32 protein-coding genes are annotated in these 26,507 nt (G+C 67.6%); 20 read left to right on the plus strand and 12 right to left on the minus strand.

Translation table 11 applies throughout. The annotated features are described in order from the left end of the window. Positions 1-57 precede the first annotated feature (57 nt). Positions 58-642, minus strand: a complete 585-nt coding sequence (locus ACKY0W_RS21235; protein WP_409435691.1) for a TetR/AcrR family transcriptional regulator — start codon at positions 640-642, stop codon at positions 58-60. A gap of 82 nt (positions 643-724) precedes the next feature. Between ACKY0W_RS21235 and ACKY0W_RS21240 the strand changes: the two genes are divergently transcribed. Continuing rightward, positions 725-1,198, plus strand: coding sequence for a DUF2834 domain-containing protein (locus ACKY0W_RS21240; protein WP_409435692.1), 474 nt, complete (start codon positions 725-727; stop codon positions 1,196-1,198). Between the two features lie 108 nt (positions 1,199-1,306). Then, positions 1,307-1,867, plus strand: a complete 561-nt coding sequence (locus tag ACKY0W_RS21245; protein ID WP_409435693.1) for a TetR/AcrR family transcriptional regulator — start codon at positions 1,307-1,309, stop codon at positions 1,865-1,867. A gap of 4 nt (positions 1,868-1,871) precedes the next feature. Here ACKY0W_RS21245 and ACKY0W_RS21250 read toward each other — a convergent pair whose 3' ends face one another. Genes ACKY0W_RS21250 through ACKY0W_RS21270 form a run of 5 tightly spaced genes read right to left on the minus strand, consistent with a single transcriptional unit; the run spans position 1,872 to position 6,226 of the window. Then, on the minus strand, positions 1,872-2,312 hold the full coding sequence (locus tag ACKY0W_RS21250) for a DUF5078 domain-containing protein (protein WP_409435694.1): 441 nt from the start codon (positions 2,310-2,312) through the stop codon (positions 1,872-1,874). Continuing rightward, positions 2,309-2,641: a DUF732 domain-containing protein gene (locus ACKY0W_RS21255; RefSeq protein ID WP_409435695.1), complete on the minus strand. Its 333-nt coding sequence runs from the start codon at positions 2,639-2,641 to the stop codon at positions 2,309-2,311. Before ACKY0W_RS21255 ends, ACKY0W_RS21250 begins: the two co-directional genes overlap by 4 nt. After that, the gene (locus tag ACKY0W_RS21260) at positions 2,641-5,586 is read right to left on the minus strand and encodes an RND family transporter (protein ID WP_409435696.1); all 2,946 of its coding nucleotides are present in this window, start codon (positions 5,584-5,586) and stop codon (positions 2,641-2,643) included. Before ACKY0W_RS21260 ends, ACKY0W_RS21255 begins: the two co-directional genes overlap by 1 nt. Next, entirely contained in the window at positions 5,583-6,008 is a 426-nt protein-coding gene (locus ACKY0W_RS21265) for an MmpS family transport accessory protein (RefSeq protein WP_125078644.1), read from the minus strand. Before ACKY0W_RS21265 ends, ACKY0W_RS21260 begins: the two co-directional genes overlap by 4 nt. After that, on the minus strand, positions 6,005-6,226 hold the full coding sequence (locus tag ACKY0W_RS21270; RefSeq protein ID WP_125078643.1) for a hypothetical protein: 222 nt from the start codon (positions 6,224-6,226) through the stop codon (positions 6,005-6,007). The genes ACKY0W_RS21265 and ACKY0W_RS21270 overlap by 4 nt, the downstream gene beginning before the upstream one ends. Before the next feature lie 152 nt (positions 6,227-6,378). Between ACKY0W_RS21270 and ACKY0W_RS21275 the strand changes: the two genes are divergently transcribed. After that, positions 6,379-6,936: a TetR/AcrR family transcriptional regulator gene (locus ACKY0W_RS21275; RefSeq protein ID WP_409435697.1), complete on the plus strand. Its 558-nt coding sequence runs from the start codon at positions 6,379-6,381 to the stop codon at positions 6,934-6,936. 12 nt (positions 6,937-6,948) lie between these two features. On the opposite strand, the gene serS is transcribed toward ACKY0W_RS21275, so the two are convergent. Continuing rightward, positions 6,949-8,211, minus strand: a complete 1,263-nt coding sequence (gene serS, locus ACKY0W_RS21280; RefSeq protein WP_409435698.1) for a serine--tRNA ligase — start codon at positions 8,209-8,211, stop codon at positions 6,949-6,951. A 73-nt stretch (positions 8,212-8,284) separates the two neighbouring features. Between serS and ACKY0W_RS21285 the strand changes: the two genes are divergently transcribed. From ACKY0W_RS21285 to ACKY0W_RS21295, 3 genes are read left to right on the plus strand one after another with little or no spacing between them, the layout of a single operon-like run. Continuing rightward, a complete protein-coding gene (locus tag ACKY0W_RS21285) occupies positions 8,285-9,403 on the plus strand; it encodes a septum formation family protein (RefSeq protein WP_409435699.1) in 1,119 nt (372 codons plus the stop codon). Beyond that, entirely contained in the window at positions 9,400-9,750 is a 351-nt protein-coding gene (locus ACKY0W_RS21290) for a metallopeptidase family protein (protein WP_409435700.1), read from the plus strand. Before ACKY0W_RS21285 ends, ACKY0W_RS21290 begins: the two co-directional genes overlap by 4 nt. Before the next feature lie 59 nt (positions 9,751-9,809). Continuing rightward, positions 9,810-9,998 carry a hypothetical protein gene (locus ACKY0W_RS21295; protein WP_409435701.1) on the plus strand — a complete coding sequence of 63 codons (189 nt, stop codon included), beginning with the start codon at positions 9,810-9,812 and terminating at the stop codon, positions 9,996-9,998. Here the strand turns inward: ACKY0W_RS21295 and ACKY0W_RS21300 are convergent. Further along, positions 9,995-10,684: a histidine phosphatase family protein gene (locus ACKY0W_RS21300; RefSeq protein ID WP_409435702.1), complete on the minus strand. Its 690-nt coding sequence runs from the start codon at positions 10,682-10,684 to the stop codon at positions 9,995-9,997. The two genes, ACKY0W_RS21295 and ACKY0W_RS21300, sit on opposite strands and share 4 nt — an antisense overlap. Then, positions 10,681-11,547 carry a prephenate dehydratase gene (gene pheA, locus ACKY0W_RS21305; protein WP_409435703.1) on the minus strand — a complete coding sequence of 289 codons (867 nt, stop codon included), beginning with the start codon at positions 11,545-11,547 and terminating at the stop codon, positions 10,681-10,683. Before pheA ends, ACKY0W_RS21300 begins: the two co-directional genes overlap by 4 nt. Positions 11,548-11,746: 199 nt before the next feature. Here pheA and ACKY0W_RS21310 point away from each other — a divergent pair, with 199 nt between their 5' ends. Both ACKY0W_RS21310 and ACKY0W_RS21315 read left to right on the plus strand, forming a co-directional pair. Then, positions 11,747-12,583 (plus strand): DUF2470 domain-containing protein, encoded by an 837-nt coding sequence (locus tag ACKY0W_RS21310; protein WP_409435704.1) that lies wholly within the window; start codon positions 11,747-11,749, stop codon positions 12,581-12,583. A 13-nt stretch (positions 12,584-12,596) separates the two neighbouring features. After that, positions 12,597-13,349: a CPBP family intramembrane glutamic endopeptidase gene (locus ACKY0W_RS21315; protein ID WP_409435705.1), complete on the plus strand. Its 753-nt coding sequence runs from the start codon at positions 12,597-12,599 to the stop codon at positions 13,347-13,349. A 24-nt stretch (positions 13,350-13,373) separates the two neighbouring features. Here ACKY0W_RS21315 and ACKY0W_RS21320 read toward each other — a convergent pair whose 3' ends face one another. Next, a complete protein-coding gene (locus ACKY0W_RS21320; protein WP_409435706.1) occupies positions 13,374-15,635 on the minus strand; it encodes a cellulase family glycosylhydrolase in 2,262 nt (753 codons plus the stop codon). 246 nt (positions 15,636-15,881) lie between these two features. On the opposite strand from ACKY0W_RS21320, the gene ACKY0W_RS21325 reads away from it, so the two are divergent. Then, the gene (locus ACKY0W_RS21325) at positions 15,882-17,075 is read left to right on the plus strand and encodes an LCP family protein (protein WP_409435707.1); all 1,194 of its coding nucleotides are present in this window, start codon (positions 15,882-15,884) and stop codon (positions 17,073-17,075) included. 126 nt (positions 17,076-17,201) lie between these two features. After that, complete coding sequence (locus tag ACKY0W_RS21330; protein ID WP_406756678.1) at positions 17,202-17,738, plus strand: ferritin; 537 nt, start codon at positions 17,202-17,204, stop codon at positions 17,736-17,738. Between the two features lie 16 nt (positions 17,739-17,754). Here ACKY0W_RS21330 and ACKY0W_RS21335 read toward each other — a convergent pair whose 3' ends face one another. Both ACKY0W_RS21335 and ACKY0W_RS21340 read right to left on the minus strand, forming a co-directional pair. Continuing rightward, positions 17,755-18,570 (minus strand): glycerophosphodiester phosphodiesterase, encoded by an 816-nt coding sequence (locus ACKY0W_RS21335; protein WP_409435708.1) that lies wholly within the window; start codon positions 18,568-18,570, stop codon positions 17,755-17,757. A 4-nt stretch (positions 18,571-18,574) separates the two neighbouring features. After that, positions 18,575-19,654 carry a DUF4328 domain-containing protein gene (locus ACKY0W_RS21340; protein ID WP_409435709.1) on the minus strand — a complete coding sequence of 360 codons (1,080 nt, stop codon included), beginning with the start codon at positions 19,652-19,654 and terminating at the stop codon, positions 18,575-18,577. A 520-nt stretch (positions 19,655-20,174) separates the two neighbouring features. Between ACKY0W_RS21340 and ACKY0W_RS21345 the strand changes: the two genes are divergently transcribed. From ACKY0W_RS21345 to rraA, 10 genes are all read left to right on the plus strand, one after another. Further along, positions 20,175-20,333, plus strand: coding sequence for a hypothetical protein (locus ACKY0W_RS21345; protein WP_409435710.1), 159 nt, complete (start codon positions 20,175-20,177; stop codon positions 20,331-20,333). A gap of 209 nt (positions 20,334-20,542) precedes the next feature. After that, complete coding sequence (locus tag ACKY0W_RS21350) at positions 20,543-21,163, plus strand: superoxide dismutase (RefSeq protein ID WP_406756674.1); 621 nt, start codon at positions 20,543-20,545, stop codon at positions 21,161-21,163. A 252-nt stretch (positions 21,164-21,415) separates the two neighbouring features. Beyond that, positions 21,416-21,952 carry a peptidase gene (locus ACKY0W_RS21355; protein ID WP_406756673.1) on the plus strand — a complete coding sequence of 179 codons (537 nt, stop codon included), beginning with the start codon at positions 21,416-21,418 and terminating at the stop codon, positions 21,950-21,952. Positions 21,953-22,073: 121 nt separating this feature from the next. After that, positions 22,074-22,763 carry a TMEM165/GDT1 family protein gene (locus tag ACKY0W_RS21360; protein ID WP_409435711.1) on the plus strand — a complete coding sequence of 230 codons (690 nt, stop codon included), beginning with the start codon at positions 22,074-22,076 and terminating at the stop codon, positions 22,761-22,763. A gap of 342 nt (positions 22,764-23,105) precedes the next feature. After that, a complete protein-coding gene (locus tag ACKY0W_RS21365) occupies positions 23,106-23,504 on the plus strand; it encodes a transcriptional regulator (RefSeq protein ID WP_406756671.1) in 399 nt (132 codons plus the stop codon). Positions 23,505-23,568: 64 nt separating this feature from the next. Continuing rightward, entirely contained in the window at positions 23,569-24,228 is a 660-nt protein-coding gene (locus ACKY0W_RS21370) for a DUF6474 family protein (RefSeq protein ID WP_409435712.1), read from the plus strand. Next, positions 24,225-24,911 carry a YcnI family protein gene (locus ACKY0W_RS21375; protein WP_409435713.1) on the plus strand — a complete coding sequence of 229 codons (687 nt, stop codon included), beginning with the start codon at positions 24,225-24,227 and terminating at the stop codon, positions 24,909-24,911. The genes ACKY0W_RS21370 and ACKY0W_RS21375 overlap by 4 nt, the downstream gene beginning before the upstream one ends. After that, positions 24,908-25,444, plus strand: coding sequence for a copper resistance protein CopC (locus ACKY0W_RS21380; protein WP_409435714.1), 537 nt, complete (start codon positions 24,908-24,910; stop codon positions 25,442-25,444). Before ACKY0W_RS21375 ends, ACKY0W_RS21380 begins: the two co-directional genes overlap by 4 nt. Before the next feature lie 100 nt (positions 25,445-25,544). After that, the gene (locus ACKY0W_RS21385; protein ID WP_409435715.1) at positions 25,545-26,024 is read left to right on the plus strand and encodes a hypothetical protein; all 480 of its coding nucleotides are present in this window, start codon (positions 25,545-25,547) and stop codon (positions 26,022-26,024) included. Between the two features lie 6 nt (positions 26,025-26,030). Next, positions 26,031-26,504, plus strand: coding sequence for a ribonuclease E activity regulator RraA (rraA, locus tag ACKY0W_RS21390; protein ID WP_409435716.1), 474 nt, complete (start codon positions 26,031-26,033; stop codon positions 26,502-26,504). Positions 26,505-26,507 lie beyond the last annotated feature (3 nt).

Here is a 26,507-nt window from a genome sequence, read left to right on the forward strand (position 1 = left end):
CTTCCCGCTTTCCGGGAACGCTGGCACGGGTGGATAGTTTTGTCAATATTGACGTAACTAAAGACTGCTCAGCGAGTCCAGTGCGGCACGGCACATCCGGGCCAGCTCGGCCAGCGAGCGGTCCGTACCCAGCATCCAGACCTCCATCGCGGCGAACACGGCGGCCGCGATGCAGCGGGCAGTCACGGCGACCCGCAGCGGGTCAGTGGACGCATTCCTCGTGGTGGCCCGCAGCCGCTCGGCCACCGCGTCGCCGAAATCGGTCTCCACCTGCCGGATATGGCGCACGATGCGCTCCGGATCGAGCTCTTCTTCGCGCAGCGCGGCGATGCGAGTCACCGCCTCGACGTCGTAGGGAAACGCGAAGATCGCCGCCTGAACCGCCTCGATCATCGGCTCGGCCGGCGGCCGGGCAGCCAGGGCGCTGCGGAACCACTGCAGCCCGGCGTCGTAGTCGGCGAACAGCAGGTCGTGCTTGGAAGTGAAGTGCCGATAGAACGTCCGCAGCGACACCCCTGCGTCGGTGGCGATCTGCTCGGCGGAGGTGTCCTCTACCCCCTGCGCTAGGAAGCGGACCAGCGCGGCCTGCCGCAACGCTTCGCGGGTGCGTTCGCTGCGCGCGGTCTGCGGGGCTCGTGGCATGCGCGTAAAGGTACCTCAGCGTTACACCGGGTCAGGAATGTCATTATTGACAAAACTTGCGACGCATGGTGAGACTGACCGCATGATCTCGCTCATCGTGCATGCAGTACTGGGCCTGGCAACCATCTGGTGGATCGTGGCATCCAATCGCGCGGTTTTCGCGAAACCCCCTGGGGGTGCATCGTTCTCACCCCTGGAGATCGTGTACTACCTGATCGGCATCGCGTCGATCGTGCTGGGCTGGTACTTCAACATCCGCTTCGTCAACGAGTACGCGCAGGGTCCCAACCACAATCCGATCTGGGGGCCGGGCAGCTGGACGCAGTACATCCAGCTGATGTTCACCAACCCGGCCGCCGGTTCGGCCAGCCAGGACTACACGATCATCAACGTCGTTCTGCTGCCGCTGTTCACCATCGTCGACGGCTACCGGCGTGGACTGCGGCGCCCGTGGCTCTACTTCGTGTCGAGTCTGTTCACCAGCTGCGCGTTCGCCTACGCCTTCTACTTCGCCACCATCGAGCGCCAGCACCGGCACGCCAAAGCTGCGGCGTAGCGGCCGGCGACCCCGACCTCGCCCGCTGTGCGAAATGACAGTGCCCCGTAGCGGCCGGCGACCCCGGCCTCGCGCGATAGGCTGGCCGCGTCGAGGAGGAGGAATGTCGTGGCCAAGCCGGTGGCGGCGCGCGGCTCCGCGCGCGCGCGGGTGCTGCAGGCGGCCTTGGACCTGTTCATCGAGCACAGCATCGGTGGCACATCCATGCAGATGATCGCCGACCGGCTGGGCGTGAGCAAACCCGCTGTCTACTACCAGTTCCGGTCCCGCGATGACATTGTCGTGGCGCTCGTGGAACCGATGTTCGACGACATCGTCCGGGTCATCAAGATCGCGGAGGCCATGCCGACCCGGCAGGGCCAGCGCGACGTGACCGTCAGTGGCGTCGTCGAGCTCGCCGTCCGCTACCGCCGGCTCGCCTTCCTGTTCTACGACCGCGGCATGGAGCACGCGGTGCGGGCCCGCGACGACTTCATGGCCGTTAGCGACGCCGCGGCGGCCATCCTGCGGGGCCCCAATCCCGATGCCAGAACTCGGGTGATCACGACCACCCTGATGGCTGGAGCCTTCACCGCGGCAGCCGACCCAGAACTGGCAGACATCGCCGACGAACAGCTGCACGAGATCCTGCTGGACACGGCACGGCAGATCATGACGTTACTGACCTAGCGGGTCAGGTCCAGTTCCACACCCCCATGTCGGCAGCGGGGTACTGCGCGCACACATCGGTGGCCCGGGCAGCAACCCCGTGGTTGTTGAAGAACAACTTGGCCCAGTTCGGCCACGTGAAAGCAAGCTTCTCGTAGTAGATGTCGGTGGCCAGGTTCTCCGAGTAGGCGCGACGGCCCGGGTAGTCCATGGAGTAGAACCAGTGAATCCGATCCTGCACCGCCTCATGGACCTGCGGGGACTTGTTGTTGTAGTCGATCATGTAGCGCTCGTAGTAGACCGGCGCGACATCGCGGGCGGCCGCCATGATCTGTTCGGCGGTACAGGTGGTGTGCAGCATCCGGTTGGGAATCGGAAAGTTCTCCGTCGCATCCGCCGACGCAGTCCCCGCCGCGGCCATACCGGTCAGCAGCCCTACCGTCAGAGCCCAGCTCTTGCGGTTCATCGAGTACCTCCGGCCTGTTCCAGAACGATCAGCTTGTCGGGGCAGTAGGTGCTCAACGCGGTACCCACGAATTGCCAGGCCTGCTGGGAGTCGGCACCCTTGATGTTCTTGCCCACGAAGGCCGCCGACTCGAACGCGTCATGGTCGACGTCGTTGGTCAACCGTTTACAGGTGAGTTTGCCGAGCCAGGCGTTGTAGTCACGCGGCCCGTAGATGCCGTAACCATGCAATCGGCCGGCGAAATCGGTGTCGACATCGGCGTGCGCGGGCACCGCGAACAGGATTGCCGCTGACACACCTGCCAACGCGTATGCGGCTCCGAACCTCATCACCAACCTCCCCGATGCGCTCCACCGCCGGACTCCACGAGGTCGTCGCTCGGGTTGCGCTGCAACGGCGCCGGCCAGGGTGCGGGCTTGGGACGCAGTCGGGGCACCTGCGGCCACCAGAACCATTTGCCGAGCAGAGTCGCGATCGACGGCGTCATGAACGAGCGGATGATCAGGGTGTCGAGCAACAGCCCCAAGCCGATGGTGGTGCCCACCTGACCGATCACGCGCAGTTCGCTGATCGCCATCGTCATCATGGTGAAGGCGAACACCAGTCCCGCGGCGGTCACCACCGAGCCGCTGCCGCCCATCGCCCGGATCATGCCGGTGTGCAGGCCGGCGTGGATCTCCTCGCGCAGGCGGGAAACCAGCAACAGGTTGTAGTCGGCGCCCACCGCCAGCAGGATGATCACCGCCATCGCCATCACCATCCAGTGCACCTGCAGTCCGATGATGTTCTGCCACAGCAGCACCGAGAGTCCGAAGGCGCTGCCGAGTGATACCACCACGGTGCCCACGATCACCAGCGCGGCCACCACGGCACGGGTGATGATCAGCATGATGATGAAGATCAGGCACAACGCCGCGACGCCCGCGATCATCAGGTCGTAATTGGAGCCCTCCTGCATGTCTTTGAACATCGCGGCGGTACCGCCGACGTAGATCTTCGAGCCCTCCCAGGGGGTGGTCTTGATGGCTTCCTTGGCAGCGAGCTTGATCGCGTCGATGTGCTTGATGCCCTCTGCGCTCAGTGGATCGCCCTCGTGGTTGACGATGAACCGCACGGCACGCCCGTCCGGCGACACGAAACTCTTCATGCCGCGCTGGAATTCGGCGTTGTCGAAGATCTCCGGCGGCAGGTAGAACGAGTCGTCGTTGCGGGCCTTGTCGAAGGCCTCCCCCATCGCGGCGGGATCCCCTTGGGCTTCCTGCGCCTGCTTGGCCAGTCCGCTCTGGGTGGCGTAGGTGGCCTGCATCATTGCCTTGGCGTTCGTCATCATCTGGATCATCGGCGGCATCAGCGTGAGCATCTGTGGCAGTTGCGCCGCCATCGCGTCCATGTCCGGAACGATCTGCTTGAAGTTGTCGGTCATGGTGTCGACACCATCCATGGCGTCGAAGACCGACCGCAGCGAGTGGCAGACCGGAATGTCGAAACAGTGTGGTTCCCAATAGAAGTAGCTGCGCATCGGCCGGAAGAAGTCGTCGAAGTTGGCGATCTTGTCGCGCAGTTCTTCGATGTCGTCGACCATCAGGTGCATCTTGCCGACCATGCGCCCCATGGTGGCGTTCATCTCCTCCATGAGCTCGATCATCTTCGTCATGGTGTCGATGTTGACCTGCATATCCTCTGCTTGGGCCAGCATGTCCGCCGTGCGATCCTCGTTGAACTTGCGGGTCATGTCCTGGCTGACGGCCTGCATGCCGAGCATGTAGCCGAAGGTGGAGTGTTCCATCGGAATGCCCTGCGGCCGGGTGATGGACATAACGCGCGAGACACCCTCTACCCCGGTGACCCGCTTGGCGATTCGCTCGATCACCAGAAAGTCCCCGGAGTTTCGAATGTCGTGGTCTGTTTCGATCATGAGCATCTCGGGGTTCATCCGCGCTGAGGGAAAGTGCCGGTCCGACGCCAGGAACCCTTGGTTGGCGGGTAGATCCGCGGGCATGTAGGCGCGGTCGTTGTAGCCGGGCTTGTACCCGGGCAGGGCGAGGATGCCGACCAGTGCGGCCGCAGTCGCGGCGATCAGAATCGGCCCTGGCCAACGGCTCACGGCCGCACCGATTTTGCGCCAGCCGCGTCCTCTGTTGGCTCGCTTCGGTTCCAGCAGGGTGCCGAACCGCCCCGCCACCGCGATGACGGCGGACCCCATCGTCAGCGAGGTGATGACGACGATGGTCATGCCGATCCCCAGCGGAATCCCCAACGACTGGAAGTAGGGCAACCGGGTGAAGTGCAGGCACAAGGTGGCGCCCGCGATCGTCATGCCCGAGCCGAGCACCACATGCGCCGTGCTGCGAAACATGGTGTAGTACGCCTGTTCCCGGTCCTCGCCCGCGCTGCGCGCTTCCTGATATCGGCCGATCAGGAAGATCGCGTAGTCGGTGGCTGCCGCGATGGCCAGTGTCACCAACAGACTGGTGGCAAAGGGCGACAGACCGATCAGACCGTGATAGCCCAGGAACGCGACGATGCCCCGAGCCGACGCCAGCCCGGTCACCACCATCGCCAGCGCCAGCGCCACGGTGGTGATGGATCGGTAGACCGTCAGCATCATGGTGATGATGACGACGAACGTCAGAGACTCGATCATGTGCATGCTGCGGGTGCCGGCCTTGTCCTGATCGGCCGCCAGCGCCGCACCGCCGGTCACATACGCCTTCACACCCGGTGGCGCGGTGACACTGTCTACTGCTTGATTGACAGCTCTGACCGATTCGTTGGCCAGCGCCTCACCCTGGTTTCCCGCGGTATAGATCTGCACGTACGCGCTCTTGCCGTCCGGGCTCTGAGCTCCCGCGGCGGTCAGGCGATCACCCCAGAAATCCTGGATGTGTTCGACGTGGGTGGTGTCGGCCTTCAGTTTGTCGATGATCTGGTCGTAGTAATGGTGCGCATCGGCACCCAGCGGCTCGTCGCCCTCGAGGACCAGCATGACCGAGCTGTTGGAGGTGAACTCCTTGAACACCTCGCCCTGACGTTTGACCGCGATCATCGAGGGCGCATCGTCCGGGGTCATCTGGACCGCGGCCATTTCGGCGACCTTCTCCAGCTGGGGGACGGTCACGTTCGCCAGAACGATGATCCCAATCCAGCCCAGCATGATCGGAATAGCCAGTCGTCGAATCCATTTCGCCACCGCACCCGGCTTGGGATACTCCGCAACAGCGGGCATGGTCTCGGTGGGCGCCTCGGGCGGGAAGTTGTCCGTAGAAGTGCTCATGCAGATTTCACCAAGCAGAAGGTCAGGGCGCTGACGCCGGTGGCGGTTCTCTCGTCTTTGAGCTCGTTGTCGATGCTGATGCGGCAGCCCAGGGTGGAGCCTTTGCCCTGCGCGTAGAGGTTCGGCGATACCGCGGACAGCGTGGTGCTCAGGGTCACCGACCACGGCAGTGTTGCGGCGTCGACGTGCTGGGGCCTGCTGTCGAGGTCGAGGTATCTGATGTCGGCTGTCGCGCCGGGTTCACCGAAGACCTCGTAGGTGACGACCTTCGGGTTGTACGGCTTGGTGTCATCGACTTTGGTGCTGATCAGGTGCGAGTTGTCGCCCCCGAAATAGGTGCGCAACCGCAGCACGGTCAGCGTCCCGAGCACCACCACCGCCACGATGAGCAGCGGCATCCACGCCCGCCTCAGCGCCTTCACCGAGCGGATCCGACCTTGCCGGTGGCCTTGCTGACCACTACCAGGACATGGGTGTCGGCCGCGAACCGATTCGCGGTGGCGCCCAGTTCGGCGATCGCATCGAACAACGGGTGGTCACCGGCCACGATCTCCGGCGCGTCAACCACATAAGCCGTGACGCCCGGGGACAGCGTGGCCTGATCAGAGCGGGAAAGCCTGTGCACCTGTGGGTTCAGCATCGGCGACGCCCTTTCTGTCCAGATCTGCGGTTAAGCGTGACGGAAAGCCAAGTTATACGATCGGTAAAGTAGAATCAAGCGATCGGTCAGCAGAACCGTGCGGTGTGGCTCACGTCCGTGAACGGTCGACTCCGACAGCAGGGAGACATGCAGTGGCGAAGACGATGGCGCCGCGGGGATTCGCGCGGGAGCGCGTATTAGAGGCCGCGCAAGGGTTGTTCGCCGAGCACGGGGTGAGCGGCACCTCGCTGCAGATGATCGCCGACCGATTGGGCGTCAACAAGTCAGCGGTGTACTACCAGTTCCACTGCAAGGACGACATCGTCGTCGAGGTGTTTCGCCCGGTGTTCGAGGACATCGCCCGGGTGGTCGCTATCGTCGAGGCCATCGACTCCCGCGAGGTTCAGCGCGAGGCCACCATCAGCGGCATCATCGAACTGGCTGTGCGGCACCGTCGCACCACGGCCCTGGTCCACACCGATCCCGCCGTGGTGGGAGTCGTCGAGGCCATCGGAGACTTCCGGGACGCCTCCCGGCGCTTGCAGACCATCCTGGCGGGACCACAGCCCGACCCGGCCACCCTCATCGCGATCGCGGTTCTGGTGCCCGGAATTCTCGGCGCGGCAGCCGATCCCGCGGTGTCGGACATTCCCAACGAGGAACTGCACCGGATGCTGTTGGACTGCTCACGGCGACTCTTCACCGCCTGACGCGGATGCCGGTCAGGAGCTGGACGGCTCCAGCACCTCCACGCCGACGTAGGGCACCAGCGCCTGCGGCACCCGAACACTGCCGTCGGGCTGCTGGTGGTTCTCCAGGATGGCCACCAGCCACCGGGTGGTGGCCAGGGTGCCGTTGAGGGTGGCCGCAGTCTGCGGCTTGCCGTTCTCGTCGCGGTAGCGGGTCGCCAGCCTGCGGGCCTGGAAGGTGGTGCAGTTCGACGTCGAGGTCAGCTCCCGGTACGTGCCCTGGGAGGGCACCCACGCCTCACAGTCGAATTTGCGGGCGGCCGAGGACCCGAGATCGCCTGCGGCGACGTCGATCACCCGGTAGGGCACCTCGATATGGGCCAGCATCTCGCGCTGCCAGCCGAGCAGCCGGTCGTGTTCGGCTTCGGCGTCCTCGGGCCGGCAGTAGACGAACCCCTCGACCTTGTCGAACTGGTGCACCCGAATGATGCCGCGGGTGTCCTTGCCGTAGCTGCCGGCCTCCCGGCGAAAGCACGACGACCACCCGGCGTAGCGCAGCGGCCCGGCCGACAGGTCGAGGATCTCGTCCGAGTGGTAGCCGGCCAGCGGCACCTCCGAGGTGCCCACCAGGTAGAGGTCGTCGGCCTCGAGCCGATAGATTTCGTCGGCGTGCGCGCCCAGAAATCCGGTGCCGGACATGACTTCGGGACGGACCAGCGACGGGGTGATCATCGGGGTGAACCCGTTGTCGACCGCCAGGCGCACAGCCAGCTGCAACAGGCCCAGCTGCAGCAGCGCACCGCGGCCGGTCAGGAAGTAGAACCGCGAGCCGGAGACCTTGGCTCCGCGTCCCATGTCGATCAGGCCCAGCGCCTCACCGAGCTCGAGGTGGTCGCGCGGATTCTCGATCGCCGGCGGCTCGCCGATCACGTCCAGCACCGCGAAGTCGTCCTCGCCGCCCGACGGCACCCCGTCGATCACCACGTTGGCGATCGCCATGTGCGCCGCGGTGAACGCCGCCTCGGCCTCGCCCTGGGCGGACTCGGCGGCCTTGACCTGCTCGGCCAGCTCCTTGGCCCGCGCCAGCAGGGCCGGGCGCTCCTGCGGCGATGCCGCCCCGACCGACCGGCTGGCTGACTTCTGGTCGGCACGCAACGAGTCAGCCGCCGCGATGGCGGCACGTCGAGCGGTGTCGGCGGCCAGCAAGGCGTCCACCAGGGCCGGGTCCTCACCGCGACCCACCTGGGAGCGGCGGACACGGTCGGGATCTTCACGCAGCAGCTTCAGGTCGATCACGGCAAAACCCTACAACCTGCCCGGCTGCATCACTTTCGCATCATTTGTCACGCGCTCGCGGCTGCCTGTCAGAATGGACCCGATGTCAGAGGCAGCCGACCAGGAGAATCCACCCGCCAAGCGGGTGTCTTGGCGACGCACGCTCCAAGCCGCCCCGACCCGCCGTGCCCTGTTGCTCACCGCGCTGGGTGGGTTGCTGATCGCCGGTTTGATCACCGTTGTTCCCGTCGTCGGCGAGGGCCCCGGCGGACTGCTGGGCCATCTGAACGCCGAGCCGGCGCCGGGGGCGGGCGGCAAGGGCACCGGGCCGGGGCTGGGACTCGGCACGGTCAAGGGCAACGAAGCGATCGACCACGCGGTTGCCGGCGACTGCCTGAACTGGCCGGAGAACGACTTGGACGCGGCGACGATCGTCAGCTGCACCGACGAGCACAAGTTCGAGGTGGCCGGCCCGGTGGACATGAAGATGTTCCCGGGCGCCGAATACGGTCCCGACGCCCCGCCGCCGTCGATGGCCCGCATCGAGCAGATCACCCAGGAGCAGTGCGAGTCGTCGGTGCGCCGCTACCTCGGCGCCAAGTTCGACCCGCACAGCAAGTTCGTCGCCAGCATGTTGTGGGCCGGCGAACGCGCATGGCGCCAGCACGGTGAGCGCCGGATGCTGTGCGGCCTGCAGCTGCCCGGCGTGGGCGGCCGGCAGACCGCGTTCGTCGGCAAGGTCGCCGACATCGACCAGTCCAAGGTCTGGCCGCCGGGCACCTGCCTGGGCATCGATCCGGCCACCAACCAGCCCAACGACGTTCCGGTCGACTGCGCGGCGCCGCATACCAAGGAGGTCACCGGCACGGTCAATCTGACCGAGCGGTTCCCCGACGCGCTGCCCCCCGAGGCCGAGCAGGATGCGTTCATCAAGGATTCCTGTACCCGGCTCACCGACGCCTACCTGGACCCGGTGCAGCTGCGCGACACGACGTTGACGTTGACCTACGCCACCGTCTCCCTGCCCAGCTGGTCGGCGGGCAGCCGCGAGGTGGCCTGCAGCCTGGGCGCCACGCTGGGCAACGGTGGCTGGGCGGCGCTGATCAACAGTGCCCGCGGATCGCTGCTGATCAACGGCCAGCCCCCGATCCCGCCTCCGTCGATCCCCGCGGAACGACTGAACCAACTGCCGGCCGGTAGCCAGCCGCGGTGAGTGTCGCGATGGACCCGCGCCGGTTCGACGATCTCGTCTCCGACGCGCTCGACCTGATCCCGGCCGAACTGGCGGCCGCCTTCGACAACGTGGTGATCCTGGTCGAGGGCCGCAACCCCGAGGAGCCCGACCTGCTCGGGCTCTACGAGGGGGTCGCGCTGACCGAGCGCGATTCGAGCTATGCCGGCTCGCTGCCGGACACCATCACCATCTACCGGGATGCACTGCTGGAGATGTGCGAGTCCGACGACGAACTCGTCGAGGAGGTCCGAATCACGGTGATCCACGAGATCGCCCATCACTTCGGTATCGACGACGACCGGCTGCACGAACTGGGTTGGAGCTGACGGCCCTCGACGCGGCGCGCCGGAACGAGCCTGTCGGCACGCAGTGCTATGAACGATCCATGGATGACCACTGCCGAGACTGCCGGGCGGGCCTGGAGCACTGCCACGGCACACTCATCCACCACGTCCAGCAGCCCGCGGAGTGCACCGAGGACGGCTGCCCCGGCGAGGTGCTGCCGCACTCGTTCGCCCTGGACTGCGAGGCGGTCGGCTGCCGCTGCGCGCAGATATACGCGCTGGCGGTTTAGCCCATCGGGTCGGTGTCGGAGCGCAATGCGTCGCCGACCGGGTCCGGGTGCGGTTCGGGATAGAACGGCGGCGTCAGCGAGCCCCACTGCACGCAGCTCCATCGACCGTCGGTGATCGGGGCCAGCACCACGGCGGTGGCGTTCTCCAAGTGATTCTCCAGCACGAAGCTGCCGTCCACCCCCGCCAGCGTCGCTGCCGCCAGGCGGATCGCCGCACCGTGGCTGACCACGACGATGTCCCCGGTCCACTCGTCATCGTCGAGGTAACGCATCCGCAGGTCGGTGACGACCGGTAGGTAGCGGTCGAGCACCTGCTCGGCCGTCTCGCCGCCGGGCAACGCGACGCCGGGCTCGCCGGAGTGCCAGCGCTGATAGATCGCGTTGAACTCGGCGATCGCGTCATCGTCGCTGCGATTCTCCAGCGAACCGGCCTGCACCTCGTGGATGCCATCGAGCGCCCGGGCGGTCACGCCGAGCCGGCCGCTGATCTCGGCGGCGGTCTGGATCGCACGGGTGGCCACCGAATGGGCGACCAGCATCGGGCGATGCGCTCCCTCGGCTGCGAACGCCCTGGCCTGATCGCGGCCCAGCGGAGTCAGTTCCGAACCGGGCGGGCGGGTGTCGAGGCGACGGTCGACGTTGCCGTAAGACTGGCCGTGGCGCAGCAGCACCAGCCGCCCGCTCACGACGCCGCCTCGCTTCGGCCCGCCGGCTCGATGGGCCAGGAGCCCAGGTAGCGGACGTCCGCGCAGCGGCGGCGCAGCGCCGCCAGAGCCTCGGCGACCGCTTCGTCGTCGATGTGTCCGACGCAGTCCAGGAAGAACAGGTAGGTACCCAGCTCGGTGCGGGTCGGGCGGGATTCGATGCGAGTCAGATCGATACTGCGACTTCCGAACTCCGTCAGGGCCGCCGCCAGGGCGCCGGGCGCGTTGTCCAGACGCAGCACCACGGACGTTCGGTCGGCGCCGGTACGCACCGGCGGCGGCGCGGGGGCGCCCACCAGCACGAAACGCGTGCGGGCATTGGGTTCGTCGATGACGCCCTCGGCCAGCGTCACCAAACCCCGCTGCTTGGCGGCCAGCGCGGTGCTGACCCCGGCATCCACCTCACCGGCGCAGACCTGCTGCGCGGCAGCGGCATTGGAATTGGCCGGCACGACCTGGGCCTGCGGGAGGTGCTGGGCCAACCAGCGCCGAACCTGGGCGCCGGCGACCGGGTGAGCGGCCACCGTACGAATGCCCGCCTCACCACGTCCCGGCGCGACAACCACCGAGAACGAGACATCTAAAGCGGTTTCGGCGAAAATCTGCAACGGCGAGCCGACCGCAAGCCCGTCCAGGGTGGGTGTCACCCCGCCCTCGATCGAGTTCTCGATCGGCACACACGCGTAGTCGGTGGCGCCGGTGCGCACGGCGTCGAGAGCGGCCGGGGTGCTCTCGGCCGGCACCGGTTGAGGGTCGGCGCCGGGAACCCGTCCGGCGCCGGTCAACGCGAGCAGCGCCGCTTCGGTGAAGGTCCCCGCCGGGCCGAGATAGCTGATGCGGGTCACCGGACAACCCTATCGGCCGCGACCGTCCGACGCGCTCACCGGCGGCGCGAGCGTGCTGCCAAGTTCACATTCGACCCTCGAACGTGCCGCCACCGTCACGTACGGCAGCGGTGGCACCCGCGACCGGATTCCGCAATTCCTGTTGCGCCCATCCGAGTCATTAATTAAGTTAGGCTTACCTCACTTCGAAAGGTGATCGATGGCCACGACTACAGCAGCAACCGTCCCGACGTCCGCCGAGCGGATTCGCAGCGCCTGCATCCGGGGTCAAGCCCTCGTGGCGATCGCCGACGCCGCCGACGCCGCGCCCGTCAACGCACCGGTCTGCCACCTGCTGCGAGATGGATCCGTGGTGGTCGCGGTCCCCGTCGCGGACCCGGTCGCGCAGGCCGCCGAGTCCGGCGTGCAGGCGATGCTCGAGCTGACCGATCACGCGCCGTTGCGACTGCGCGAACGCGTTCGTGCCCTGGCGTGGCTCCGGGGCCTGCTGCGCCCGGTGCCCGACCGCGAGATCTCCGTGCTGCTCGACCGGATCGCGGCGGTCGACCCGAACCCTGCTCTGCTCCAGGTCGTCTCGCCTCGCTCGGCGTCGCGTGCCCGCGATACCGGTGCACCCGACGACAGTGATTCCGACGTCGACTACGCACTGCTGCGGCTGACGCCCGAGTCGGCGGTGCTGGCCGACGCCACCGGAGCCGAGGCGGTCGACGTACGTGAGCTGCTGGCAGCCCGTCCCGACCCGTTCTGCGCGATCGAGGCGCATTGGTTGCAGCACCTCGACTCGGCGCACCCTGACATGGTCGCCCGGCTCGCCGCCGCCAAGCTGCCGCCACAGCTGCGGCGTGGTCAGGCCCGCCCGCTCGCCGTGGACCGCTACGGCATGTGGCTGCGGGTAGAGGCGCCCGACGGGGACCGCGATGTCCGACTGAGCTTCCCGCAGCCGGTCGAGGATGTGCTGAGCCTGAACCGGGCCGTGCGCGCACTGATGGGCTGCCCGTTTCTCAACGGGCTGCAGGCCCGACGCCAGGAGCAGTAGCTACCGTGGCCAGGTGACCGACCTCCAGACCCCGCGAGGCGCACTGCGCCTGGAGATCCTGCTGGTCCTGGCCGTCACCTACGGGCTGAGCGCCGTCACCGCGATTCTGCAGCTCGCCGACGCGGTGCTGCGTGACCTCGGCGCCCAGCGGATCGCCCTCAACCCTCGCCGGTCCTATTTCGACCTGATCGACCTCGGTCTCAACGCCGCCTGGGCCGCCCAACTGATCGCCTGGGGCGCGCTGGCGCTGTACCTGCTGTGGCGCAGCGGAATCGGACCCGCCCGTATCGGGCTGGGCGGGTGGCCCCGCCGCACCGACCTGGCCGGCGCACTCGGCCTGGCGGCCCTGATCGGACTGCCCGGACTGGGCCTGTACCTGCTGGCCCGAATCCTGGGGCTCAACGCCGACGTCATTCCCGCGGCGATCAACGACACCTGGTGGCGTGCGCCGATGCTGATCGTGATCGCGTTCGCCAACGGGTTCGCCGAGGAAGTGATCGTGGTCGGCTACCTGCTGACCCGGCTACGGCAGCTGCGGGTGTCGCCGCGGGTGGCGCTGGCCTGTTCGGCGCTACTGCGCGGCGCCTACCACCTCTATCAGGGGTTCGGCGCCGGGCTGGGCAACATCGCCATGGGCCTGGTGTTCGGCTACACCTGGCAGCGCAGCAGGCGGCTGTGGCCGCTGATCCTGGCGCACGGCCTGATCGACACCGTGGCCTTCGTCGGGTACGCACTGTTCGCCGACAAACTGGGGTGGCTGCGCTGACCGCTACGGCGGCCCGCGCAGGCCTCAGCCCGCGGCCCGGGTCACCGTGACGGTGATGGTGCCCGCGCCGGCGTTGGATTCGATGACCAGCACCGAGGCGTTGTCCGCCGAGACGACCTGCCCGCCGGTGACGCTCACCTGGTAGCCGTCCGGGAACTGGATGTCCGGGATCGAGATCCGGGTCTCCGACCCGGCGTCGAAGCTGCCCCCGCCACCAGCCATCGCCGTGGAGTAGCTGAAGGAGAAGACCCCGTTCTCGAACGACCAGCTGTTCGGGATTCCGGCGATCACCTGGGGGTAGGGCTGGGCCAGGGTCGCCACAATGGCCTCGTTCACGTTGTCGCCGGTCGGCGGCACGCTGGGGTCGTGCACCAGCGAGCCCGTGTCGTTGTAGCCCCAGTACAGCCAGCCGAACTTGTGCGGGTTGATCGAGTTCAGCTGGCTGGCGATGGTGTCGGTGTTGCCGGTGGCGCCGAACTCGGTGACCACGCCCGGAACGCCGTAGCGGTCGACGTAGCGCTGGGCGTTCTCCATCATCATCCCGTCCCAGAGCGAGCAGCCGGCGGAACTGCCGGCACCCAGGGCGTCGAAGATGCAGTAGTCGTGGAACGAGAACACGGCGTTGTCGTCGTCGACCCCGCCCATGTTGATGCCCGCGGTGGCATTGCCGAACAGTACGTTCGGCTCGTAGTACACCGTGGTGTTCGGGTCCACTGACCGGATCGCCGAGATCACCTGGTCGTAGAACGGCGTCAGCGACTGGTTGTCGAAGTGCGAGTTGCCGAGCAGGCTGCCCAACCACGAGGAGCCGGCCCACGGCTCGTTCATGATCTCGTAGCCGGCCACGCCGGGCGTGCCAGCCATATAGTCGGCGACGGTCTGCCACATCCGGGCGTAGTAGTTCTGCAGCCCGATACCGTCGACCTTCTCGTTGGCCCAGAACGCATCCCAGGCCTGGTTCTGCGCCGGGTTGAGTGCGTAGGCGAACGGGAACGGCTGGGTGGTGTCGTTGTCGTCCGGGTTGAACATCGTCGCCCAGTCCGGCGCGCCGTGCCCACCGATCTCCACACCGTAGAGATCCTGGTGCATGTCGAGGATGCTGACGATGCCGTGCGACTTGAGGATCGCGATGGTCTCCCTGACCGAATCAAGGTAGGCCCAGTTGTACACCCCGGGCTGGGGTTCAATCTGGTCCCAGTACAGGCCCACCCGCACCGCGGTGAATCCGTTGGCGGCCAGGAACGCCGCATCGTCGGCGCCGAAACCGTCGCCGCCGGGCGTGAACGGCGGCGACTTGTACACCTGATTGACGCCCTGCAGGATGACGACTCGTCCGTCGTTGTCGACGATCCAGCCGCCGGCAGTGCTGAGTTCGGCCGGTCCCTTCTCCGGGGCCCCGTCCAGCGTGCCGAAGTGGCCAACCGCGCCGTGGGTGCCCAGCGAGCCGGCGAGGCCGCCGGCCCCGCCCAGGGCGGGCAGATCCCCCTGGCTCAGGTAGACACCGTCACCGCCGTCACCGCCGGCGCCACCGCCGCCGAACCAGATCGACCCGTTACCGCCGTCACCGCCGTTGCCACCCAGGTGGGTGCCGTCCCCGCCGTCGCCGCCCGCACCACCGATACCGAGCATCCACCCGCGTCCGTCACCACCGGCTCCACCGATGCCACCGTTGACGCCGTTGACGCCGTCGCCACCCGCACCACCGGCGCCACCGACGCCCATGTACCACCCGCCGACGCCGCCGGCACCGCCGCTGCCGCCTTCGCCGCCTTCGCCGCCGGCGCCGCCGTTACCGAAGAACCCGGCCGATCCACCGGCTCCACCGGCACCACCGACCTCGGTGTTGTCCCAGCCGGCCCCACCGTCACCGAACAACCAGCCACCCGCACCACCGGCGACATGCTCGGCCGTACCGTCCGCGCCATCGCCGATCATCAGGCCCAGACCCAGTGCCCCACTGATCTGGTTGTACACATCGACGACCGGTGCCATCAACGAGTTGCTGACCAACCAGTCGATACCGGTGTACAGCGGGTTGTAGACCCAGTTCTGGACCAACGCCGCAACGTCGGGGTACAGCAGGTTCTCCAGGGGCGATGACGCAGCCGCCGATCCGGCGAACGCATCCCAGGCCGCCGGACTGAACACCGCATCCCAGTCCAAGCCGCCGGTGGTCGTGTCCATGAACGGGGCCAGTACCTGGTCGAACATGTCCTCGAAGCCCTCAGCGGACGCCACCGGCGCAGCAGCCAACGGCATCACTCCGAACGCCAGAAACGCCCCCACTGCCGTTCCCAGTCCGGCGACCCGGCGGTTTCGCTTCGTGCTGCACTGACGAGTCATCTGCGGGTAGACCTCTCTCCACAATCGCGGCGACAACGTGGACAAGATAACGATTTCTTCGGAAAATTTCTAACAATCCCTGAGAAAAACGTGGTGCGACGGCGATGAACTGGCGTGTTCGGCGCCCACCGGCCCGGTCAGCGCGCCGGGGAGATCGCCCCGACGACGCGCGATACGTAGATTGGGCGAGTGAACGGCGATCGCGGGCCGGGTCAGCCCTGGCACATTCCTCGGCCGCCGCGCCGTGAGCCGCCGCCGCTGCTGTACCGCGTCCCCCAGGGCCGGCCGGCCTCGCCGACGCCGCCACCCCGAGCCGTCCCGCGGCCAATGACCCACCCCGCACCACGCCTTGCGGAACCGCGTCACCGCCCGGCGCCCCCGCCCGGGCCGCGTCCGCCGGCGCCGCGCCCACCCGCTTCGCGTCGGCAGCGATCCTGGCCGCGCCGGGTGGCGGTACTGGCTGTGCTGGTGGCGTTGCTCGGGGCAGCGGGTTCGGTGGGCGCCGCCGCCTGGCTCGACACCGCGCTGCAGCGAACCGTGGCGTTCTCCGAATACGCCGACCGCGCGGCGCCGGGCCCCGGGACGACGTGGCTGCTGGTCGGCTCGGACAGCCGTGCCGATCTCACGATGCAGGAGCAGCGGGACCTGAGCACCGGCGCGAGCATCGGCGACGGACGCACCGACACCGTGCTGCTCGTCCATCTGCCGGGCGCGGGATCAGCGTCGCCGGCCACCGTGGTGTCGCTGCCGCGCGACTCCTACGTCACGATTCCCGGCTACGGCCAAGACAAGATCAACGCCGCGTACACCCTCGGCGGCGCTCCGCTGCTGACCCGGACGGTGGAGCAGGCCACCGGCCTGCGCCTGGACCACTATCTGGAGATCGGATTCGGCGGTTTCGCCACGCTCGTCGACGCCCTCGGCGGCGTGACTTTGTGCCCGGACGAACCGATCGACGATCCGCTGGCCGGACTGAGTCTGCCGGCCGGCTGCCAGAAACTGGCCGGGGCGGCCGCGCTGGGCTATGTGCGTAGCCGGGCCACACCGCGCGCCGACCTGGATCGGATGGCCCACCAGCGGCTGTTCCTGTCGGCGCTGCTCGCCCGCGTCGCGGATCCGGCGGTCTGGCTCAATCCGGTGCGCTGGTACACCGTGCCGCACGCCGCCGCACACGCGATTACCGTCGACGCCGACTCGGGCGTCTTGGACCTGGCAGGCCTGGGCTGGGCGCTGCGCGGTGCCGCCACCACGCTGACCGTGCCGATCGGTGAATTCATCACGACCGACGTCGGCGACGCGGTGGTGTGGAACCACGTCCAGGCCGACCGATTATTCGACGCATTGCGTAGCGATACACCACTCACGTCGAGCTTCGATAATTGAGCCAAACCTAATTTCCGCGCACGATTGTGCCATTTCAGCCTACCCTATCTTTACTTAGGCAATGCTGACCTGAGTAAGTCTCACCTTGGATGCAAACCATCGCTGACCAGGGGTAGCATCGCGTTCATGATCGAGACCGACAGCCACAAGACGAAATTCCACGCGTTACTTCAAGAGCAGATCTACCACGAATTCACCGCGGCGCAGCAATACATCGCGGTTGCGGTTTATTTCGACGGTGAGGATTTACCGCAATTGGCGAAGTTCTTTTACGCCCAAGCCGTCGAGGAACGCAACCACGCGATGATGCTGGTGCAGTACCTGCTCGACCGCGACATTCGGGTGGAGATCCCCGGCGTCGACGCGGTGCGTAACCAGTTCGACGCCCCGCGGGACGCGCTGGCGCTGACGCTCGAACAGGAGCGCACCGTCACCGAACAGATCAGCCGGCTGACCAGCGCCGCGCGCGACGAGGGCGATCATCTCGGCGAACAATTCATGCAGTGGTTCCTCCGCGAGCAGGTCGAGGAGATGGCCCTGATGACCCGGCTGCTCCGCGTCGCCGACCGCGCCGGGCACAACCTGTTCGAATTGGAGACCTTCATCGCACGCGAGATCACGGTGGGCCAAGAGACCGGCGCGCCGCGTATCGCCGGCGGGTAAACCCCTCGCCCGCTGATCAGCCCGTCCGCAACCGCGCCTTGGTTCGGGCGGGCTGATTCGTTGCGATCCACGCGACCCCGACATCGCGACAGAAGTCGACGTCCTCGTTGCGGTCGACGGTCCAGCAATACAGCGCGCGGCCCCGCGCAGCAGCCTGATCCACCAACTCCGGATGCTCCCGCAGCGTCTCGATCGACGGACCGATCGCCGTGGCACCGACCGTCGTCGCCGCGCCGCCGCCCAGATAACGGGCGCCCGACCCGAGTAGCACCGTCGGAAGTAGGGGCGCGGCCCGGCGAATCCGCCATACCGCCGCGGCGGAGAACGACATCACCACCGCACGCGACCGCGAGGCCGATGCCGGTGCGGCGAGCCCGAATCGCTGCAGTAACCCCAGCACCTCACGCTCGACCATCGAGCCGTATCGCACCGGATGTTTGGTCTCGATGAAAATCTTCACCGGCCGGTGCCAGTCCAGGACCAACGCAACCAGCGCATCGAGGGTGAGCAGGCCCGTGTCGCCGATGCCGTCGAGCTCCGGTGAACCGGTTCGCCCGCCACGGTGCCACGCGCCGTAGTCGAGGCGCTGCAACTGCGACAACGTCATCTCGCTGACCACCCCGGCCCCACTGGACGTCCGATCCACCCGACGGTCGTGCACGCAGACCAGATGACCGTCACTGGTCAGCCGCACGTCGCATTCGACACCGTCGGCCCCCTCCTGCAACGCCAAGTCGTAGGCGGCCAGGGTGTGTTCCGGACGATCGATAGATGCACCCCGGTGTGCGACCACGAACGGGTGTTCCGAGACGACATCGCCGGCCGGTGTCATGGGCTTATGCTGCCGGTTCCCGCCCGTCGGGCTCACGAGCCGGGGCCGGTGTCGTGGCTTCGTCCGGCTTCGCCGCGGCCGCCGGAGCGGGAGGCGATTCGGCAGCGGTATCGCGGCCATCGGCCACCACCACCCAGTGGTGGGCCGGCCGCCCCATCGAGCGTCGCTCGAATCCCTCGACCACCCGTGCCGCAGTCACCACTGCGGCCAGGCCGAGAAGGTACGCCACCACCGTCGCCACCATATTGTCGGCAATGCCTTGGGCCCCGTCGGCCCAACTGGTGGCGGTGGCGAAGATCGCGACGGCAGTGCTGGCCGTCCACACCGCCCACCACATCACGATGGGTTTGCGCAGCCGGTCCAGACGGCCCTCCCGCTTGGCCAACTCCATGACAAAGACCGGCGCCCAGGCCAGGTTGACCACCGGCACCAGGCACCCAGCCCACACCGCCCAAGCCGGGCGCGTCTCGGGCAGATGCAATCGGGCGAAGGTTACCGAACGACGGGCGAGCAGCCACCTGGTCAGCACCACCGCACAGGCGACCACCGCCGCGATCGCGGCGAGCCCGGCCAGCCGGCCCAGCCACACCGCGCCACCGGCAACCAGGGGATTGAGCAGCATGGTGCGATTGACGATCATCAACACATAGATCAAGACGTGCACCAGGGCCGCCACGCCCAGCGCGGCGATCGCGGCCGCGAGCGTCTTCTCCAGCGAGCGCGCCGTAGGCGCCACCCGCTCCCCCGTTTTCGACTGTGCCGCAGTGCGAATCGGGCCGCCCATCAGGGTCCAGCGGGGCATCACCGAATAACGCGGGGTGGGGCCGAGCGGACGCCGGGCAGGCGACTGCGGTGGCGGCGGGCCGGGTCGTACTGCGATCCAGCGGTAACCGGGCCCCAGCCGCGGCGGCGCTTCCCCGACTGCCGGCGGCGGCGCGGGGGGCCCGGGTTGGGTCCACTGCAGCTCGGCCTCTTGCTCGGGTGTCAGCGGCGCCCACAGCGCACCGTTGCAGCGTGGGCACCAGGCCCGCTGGCGGTCGCGCACGTTCCACCGCGTGTTGCAGCGGGAACAGACCTGGATCACGGCACCAGCCTAGCGGCGACCGCAAGGTCGGCGGAGCCGACCGCAGTCGGGTCGACGCCATCAACACCGCGGCGACCGCAAGGTCGGCGGTGCGACGGCCAGCGCCGACGGGAATTGGGGGCGAAGACGTTCCTTGCCGCCCGCCCGGGCGCCGACAGCTACCAACAGCTATCCACAGTTTCCACAGGTTTATCCACACACCCATCGACAGCCACACGCGGCGTGATGTGCTTCTTACATACCGAATGACGCATTGGTTGTGGATAACGCAGCGTCGTCGAAGCGAACCGACTAACAGCGTCGAGCGAAATCGCTTGATCGGCTAAGCAGCCGTCCGCTGCAGCGATCAGCGACCGAAATCCCCCGGATTGCATCCGTGCAGGTAAGTCGGGTTATCGCATCGAATTTTTCCACTGGGCGAACAAAGCGCTATGATCGCCGTCACAGAACTGATGTGATGCGCCTCACGGGGGTGGGCGCGCGGTGAAGTTGGGGGCACAGGGATGTTGAGGGCAGGGGAATGACGGCACGCCCGATCGGACCCGGATCCGTCGCAACGGCGTCGGGATGGCATGCGGGATCGTCCACCTACAAGCGCGCCTATCTGCTGGCGTCGTTGCGCGCGGGAGTGATTGCACTGGTGCTGCTGTCAGTCCTGCTTGCGCTGGTCCTGACCTGAACCTCAGCCCGACCACTGTGATCGGCTGACGCCGCGCGTCAGCTCGACCCGTTGTTGCGGTACATCCAGTGTTGGAGCAGTGTGGGTGAAGGTGGCCCGATCACACCGCGACCGTGCTGGCAGTGGGGTGCCGCTAGACCGTCAACGCCTCTCGACAATGATCAACGGTGATCGACACCGGATCAGTACTGACCGAAGGAAGGAACCCCGTGGCCGACTACACCTTGCCGGACCTGGACTGGGATTACGGAGCTCTTGAGCCGCACATCTCGGGTCAGATCAACGAACTGCACCACAGCAAGCACCACGCCGCCTACGTGGCCGGCGCCAACTCCGCACTGGAGAAGCTCGCGGACGCTCGGGCCAACGACGACCACGGCGCGATCTTCTTGAACGAGAAGAACCTGGCGTTCCACCTCGGTGGGCACGTCAACCACTCGATCTGGTGGAAGAACCTGTCCCCCAATGGTGGTGACAAGCCGACGGGCGAACTGGCCGCAGCCATCGACGACGCGTTCGGCTCGTTCGACAAGTTCCGTGCGCAGTTCACCGCGGCGGCCAACGGCCTGCAGGGTTCGGGCTGGGCGGTGCTCGGCTACGACACCCTCGGCGGGAAACTGCTGACCTTCCAGCTCTACGACCAGCAGGCCAACGTCCCGCTGGGCATCATCCCGCTGCTGCAGGTCGACATGTGGGAGCACGCCTTCTACCTGCAGTACAAGAACGTCAAGGCGGACTACGTCAAGGCGTTCTGGAACGTGGTCAACTGGGCCGATGTGCAGTCGCGTTTCGCGGCCGCCACCTCGAAGACGTCGGGGCTGATCTTCTAGCCGCACCGCCGGCACGAGTGGGGCGTCGCGCCATGGGCGTGGCGCCCCACTGTTTTATACGGCGATTCCAGCGTCGCCTCTGCTCCGTCGAGCCTCGCTGAACCGCCGGGTTTTTTCACCGTTTCGTTATCCGCTGCCCCGCCGTGTCACCTTGAATCCGCCGTGTGGGTGCCGCATGCTGCCAGATAACCCACCCGCTGAAATGCGAGCAGGCGAATCAGCCAACAGGCCAAATGTCGCGGAGGGTGCGCGATGGAGACGACAGGGTCCGGCCGGGCGATCGAAGTCGCCCCGTTTCACTCCCGTGGCGAGCTGCACGGATTCGTGGTCTTCGGCCGCTGGCCCGAGTCGACCAAGGAATGGGCACAGCTGCTCAGCATCGCGGTTCGTGTCGCTTCCATGCCCGGATTGCTGCCCACCACAACGGTGTTCGGCACGCACGAGGAACTCCCCGACAACCCGGGGCCAGGCACCGTCGGATTGCTGCTGGCCGAGGGCACCGTGACCGGTGAATCGGCGATCGCACCGGGGTACTTCGCCGGCCGCCAGCCCTCCGCACTGCTGATGCTGCACCCGCCCTCGGAGACCATTCCCTCGCTACCCGAATGCCGGGGCGCGGCCTCGGGATGCGTATTGCTGCCCGGCTTGCCCTACTTGGGACTGGAGCATCGGGCCGCCTGGGTGGAAGCCGAATCCGACGGCACCGTCACCTCGATGGTGAGCCGGGTCGGTGTCGACCCGGTCAGCCATCCCGACACGGCGATTCTGGCCATGCTGCTTGCCGCGTAAGGGAATTCGACCCGAGTTGTCCTGTTGCCGGATCATCGAATTCGGCCCACCGAATTTCCCTGCCGGCTGGCGGCCGGGCCGGGGAGTCACTAGCCTCGGCAGCGACGAAAGGGCGTCCCGCATGCTTGCCGCCATGCTGATCAGCCTGGGCGTGGTCTTCCTCGCTGAACTCGGCGACAAATCGCAGTTGATAACCATGACCTATGCGCTGCGGCATCGCTGGTGGGTCGTTCTCAGCGGGGTCGCCATCGCGGCGTTCGCCATCCATGGCATCTCGGTGACGGTGGGGCATTTTCTCGGCCTGACGTTGCCCGCCCGCCCGATCGCCGCCGTCGCCGGCGTTGCCTTCATCGGTTTCGCCGCGTGGACATGGCGCGAGGGAACCAACTCCGGGACCGGAGAAGCCACCGTCCGCGAGCCGCGATTCGCGCTGTTCGCGGTGGTGTCCTCGGTGCTGTTGGCCGAGCTCGGCGACAAGACGATGCTGGCGACGGTCGCGCTGGCCAGTGACCGCAACTGGCTGGGTGTATGGCTTGGCGCGACGATCGGGATGGTGCTGGCCGACGCGGTCGCGATCGCGGCCGGGACGGTGCTGCACCGCCGGCTGCCCGAACACCTGCTGCATGCCGCGGCCGCACTGCTCTTCCTGGCGTGCGGCCTGTGGATCCTCTTCGACGAGGCGCTGGGCTGGCGGCCGGTGGCCATCGCCTCGGTCGCCGGATTGGTGTCGGTGGCGGCAGGTTCAGCGCTGTGGCGAGCTTCCCTCCGGTGTTCCGGCCAGCCCGCCGGAGACGATTCCGCCACGCGTTAGCAAAGCCCGCCGACAGCTCAGTGCACGGTTCAAACTTCACTTCACCGGAGGTGCTTCCAGAGGCGAGGACCAGCAGCGGAGTATTGGTGGAATCCTTCGCTCACCGATGACGACGCAATTGTGTTGGTGCGACAAGAAAATCCAGCCACAGTGATCGGTCCGGCCGGCCGAATGAACTGCACCAAGCCCGATCTCATGCTTCAAGATCGAATTCGCTACGGAAACACCCTTGGTTGTGTCGGTAACTATCGCTACGATGATCAGCAAATCATCAGGCGCTACCGCATGCCCCCTCGCGGAGCGCCTGTCGACCGCCTGCCTACCCCCCTGGAGGTCCTATCGATGAGCGCGACGTTCGCTGTCCGCTTGAATCGCCTTTTCGATGTGGTGTATCCACCCGGCCGCGGACCGCATACGTCCGCCGAGGTAATCGCGGCGCTCAAAGCGGAGGGCGTCACGATGTCGGCCCCCTACCTCTCCCAGTTGCGCTCGGGTAACCGGACGAACCCGTCCACCGCCACCATGGCAGCACTGGCCAACTTCTTCCGGATCAAACCGGGGTTCTTCACCGACGACGACTACTACGCCAAGCTCGACGCCGAGTTGTCGTGGCTGGACAGCATCCGGGATGCCGGGGTGCGCCGCATCGCGACCCAGGCCGTCGGGCTCTCGCCCGAGGCCCAGGAGGACGTCCTGGCCCGCATCGATGAGCTCCGCCGCAAGGAGCACCTCAGCGCCTGAGGCGCCGGCGCCGCGATTAGGGTGGCTTGATCGGTTCCAGCGAGACACCGGGGAGGCGGCCGCGATGGGCCTGTTCAGAAAACGCAAGAGCCGCGCGACCCGGCGCGCCGAAGCGCGGGCGCTGAAGGCCGGGGCCAGACTCGAGGCCCGGCTGGCCGCCAAGGGCGAGGCGAAACGCTTCAAGGCCACCCAGCGCGCGGACGCTCGCGCGCTCAATGCCCAGATCAAGTCGGACCGCAACCGCGATCGCACCGCGCGCAAAACGGCCGAAAGCCAACTCAAAGCCGCTCGCGACGGCCGGCTGCTTTCTCCGGCGCGTGTCCGCCGGACGCTGGTGGTCACCCGAATGCTGGCGCCAGTGGTGGTGCCGCTGGTGTACCGCGCCGCGATGGCGGTACGCGGCCTGATCGACGAGCAGCGCGCCGCCCGGCTCGGGGTGCCGCTGGCCCGCATCGGCGAATTCTCCGGCAACGGAGCCCGGCTCTCGGCGCGGATCGCCGGCGCGGAGAAGACCCTGCGCCTGGTGCAAGACCGCAAGCCCAAGGACTCCGAGACCAAGCAGTTCGTCGCGGCGATCACCGAACGGTTGTCGGACCTGTCGACGGCCGTCACCGCCATCGAGACCATGCCGGGCGAGCGGCGCCGCGTCGCCTCCGCCTCGATCAGCGACCAGCTCGACGGGATCGACGCCGATCTGATGGCCCGGCTGGGGCTGCCGTCATGAGCGCGCGGATGCGGGCCCTGGCGCTGGCCGCGGCGATCACCGCAGGTTCGTTCGCCGGCGCCACGCCGGCCTGGGCGCATGTGCACGCCAGCAGCCCTGGCGCGGTCCGCGGCAACTTCGCGATGGTTACCTTCGAGGTTCCCAACGAGTCGCCGACCGGTTCTGCCACAACGGAACTCACCGTGACACTGCCCGACGTGGCAGCGGCGCGCACCGAGACTAAGCCGGGCTGGACCGCTCGACTGGACCGCGACGCCAAGACCGGCGTGGTGCGGTCGGTCACCTGGACCGCGGCGCCGGGCGCCGGCATCGGTGCCGACCAGTTCGGACTGTTCCAGATCAAGATGAAACTGCCCGACACCGAGACCGTGGACTTCCCCTCGGCACAGGGCTACGCCGACGGGACCGTGGTGCGCTGGGACCAGCCCCCGCCGCCCGGTGGCGGCGAGGCGGAGCACCCGGTGCCGTCGCTGCACCTGGCGAAGGGGCCGGCACAGGCACCCGAACACCATGCGCACCACCCGGCACCGTCGGTCTCCGCCGCACCGGCACCGACCGACGAATCGCAGGCCGGTGAGCACCCGGGCGAGCACGCCGACAACCCGGCCCGGCTGCTCGGGGGCGCCGCGCTGCTGGTCGCTGTACTGGCTGCCACGATCGCCCTGGGTAGGCGGCGAGCGTGAGCCGGGCGTTGCGCGGCGCACTGGCGGGAGTGTTCCTGCTGGGGATGTTGTTCGCGGCAACCGGGGTAGCCGCCGCGCACGCCGTGCTGGTGTCAACCGACCCGGCCAGGGGCGCGCAGCTTTCGCGCGGGCCAGAGCGCGTCAGCGCCACCTTCAACGAGCAACTGCAGTCCGACTTCGCGGCCATGACGGTAGTGGGACCCGACGGGCACCTATGGTCCACCGGGGACACCCGGGTAGACGGCGCGTTGGCCAGCGTCGCGGTGCGCCCGCTGGGACCCGCCGGCACCTACACCGTCCACTATCGGGTCACCTCCGCCGACGGGCATGTGGTGTCCGGTTCATGGCCCTTCGAGCTCACGGTGGCCGGTACCGGGGAGCCTGGCCCCGCGGTGACCGACCGCAATGAGACGGCACCCGCCGTTCCGCGCCGCTACGCCGACCCCCAGGGTGACCTGCCGATTTGGCCCTTCGTGGTCGGCGCGGCGGCACTTGTCGGGGCCGGCCTGTGGTTCAACCGGCCGCGATCCTGACTTTCGGCCAGCGGTCGCCGCTGACAGATGCTGGCATGATGGGAACGTTGCCGGTGTCGCCGAGTTGATCTGAGACGAAAAGCCGCAGAGGAGCTGCCGTATGACCGAACCGCAAGGCCAGCCCGACCACGAACCCGCCGCTGCGCCCGAGCCGGTTGCTCCGGCTGGAGCCGACCTGCCGGCTGAGCCGCCCGGTCCGGCGCCGCAGAAGACTCCCGCAAAGAAGGCACCCGCCAAGAAAGCGCCGGCGAAGAAGGCTGTTGCCAAGAAAGCGCCGGCCAAGGCTGCTAAGAAGGCACCCGCCAAGAAGGCACCGGCCAAGAGTGCACCGGAGGCACCTGCCACCCCCGCCGCGGTCCCCACGCCGCCAGCGGCTGCCGCCAACGGCTCGGGCCAACTCACTGAGCGCGCCAAGGAAACGGCTGCCCAGGCGAAGTCCACGGTGGACACGGCCCGCAATCCGCTGAGCCCGTCCGTGTTGCCGGCACGACGTTCGCCCGGCCCGCTGCTGGCTGCCGGAATCCTCGGTGTGTTTGCACTGCTGCTGCTTCGCCGGCTGCGGCGTGCGCGCCGAGGCTGACCGGCGGTGACGGCTCGCTTCCGGCCCACCGCCGACCTGGTCGACGAGATCGGCCCCGACGTACGCAGCTGCGACGTTCAGTTCCGCCAACTAGGCGGCCGCACGGAGTTCGCCGGCCGGATCAGCACCGTGCGCTGCTTCCAGGACAACGCGCTGCTCAAATCGGTGCTCTCCGAACCGGGCAACGGCGGGGTGCTGGTGATCGAGGGTGGCGGCTCGCTGCATACCGCGCTGGTCGGTGACGTCATCGCCGAACTGGCCCGCAGCAACGGCTGGGCCGGGCTGATCGTGCACGGCGCGGTGCGCGACGCCTCGACCCTGCGCACCCTCGACATCGGCATCAAGGCGCTGGGCACCAATCCCCGCAAGAGCACCAAGACCGGCGCCGGCGAACGCGACGTTGTCGTCGAGTTCGGCGGCATCGCCTTCGTGCCCGGCGCGATCGCCCACAGCGACGACGACGGCATCGTCGTCGTCTAGGAC

The organism is Mycobacterium sp. SMC-14, from assembly GCF_046250075.1.
Classification (GTDB): domain Bacteria; phylum Actinomycetota; class Actinomycetes; order Mycobacteriales; family Mycobacteriaceae; genus Mycobacterium.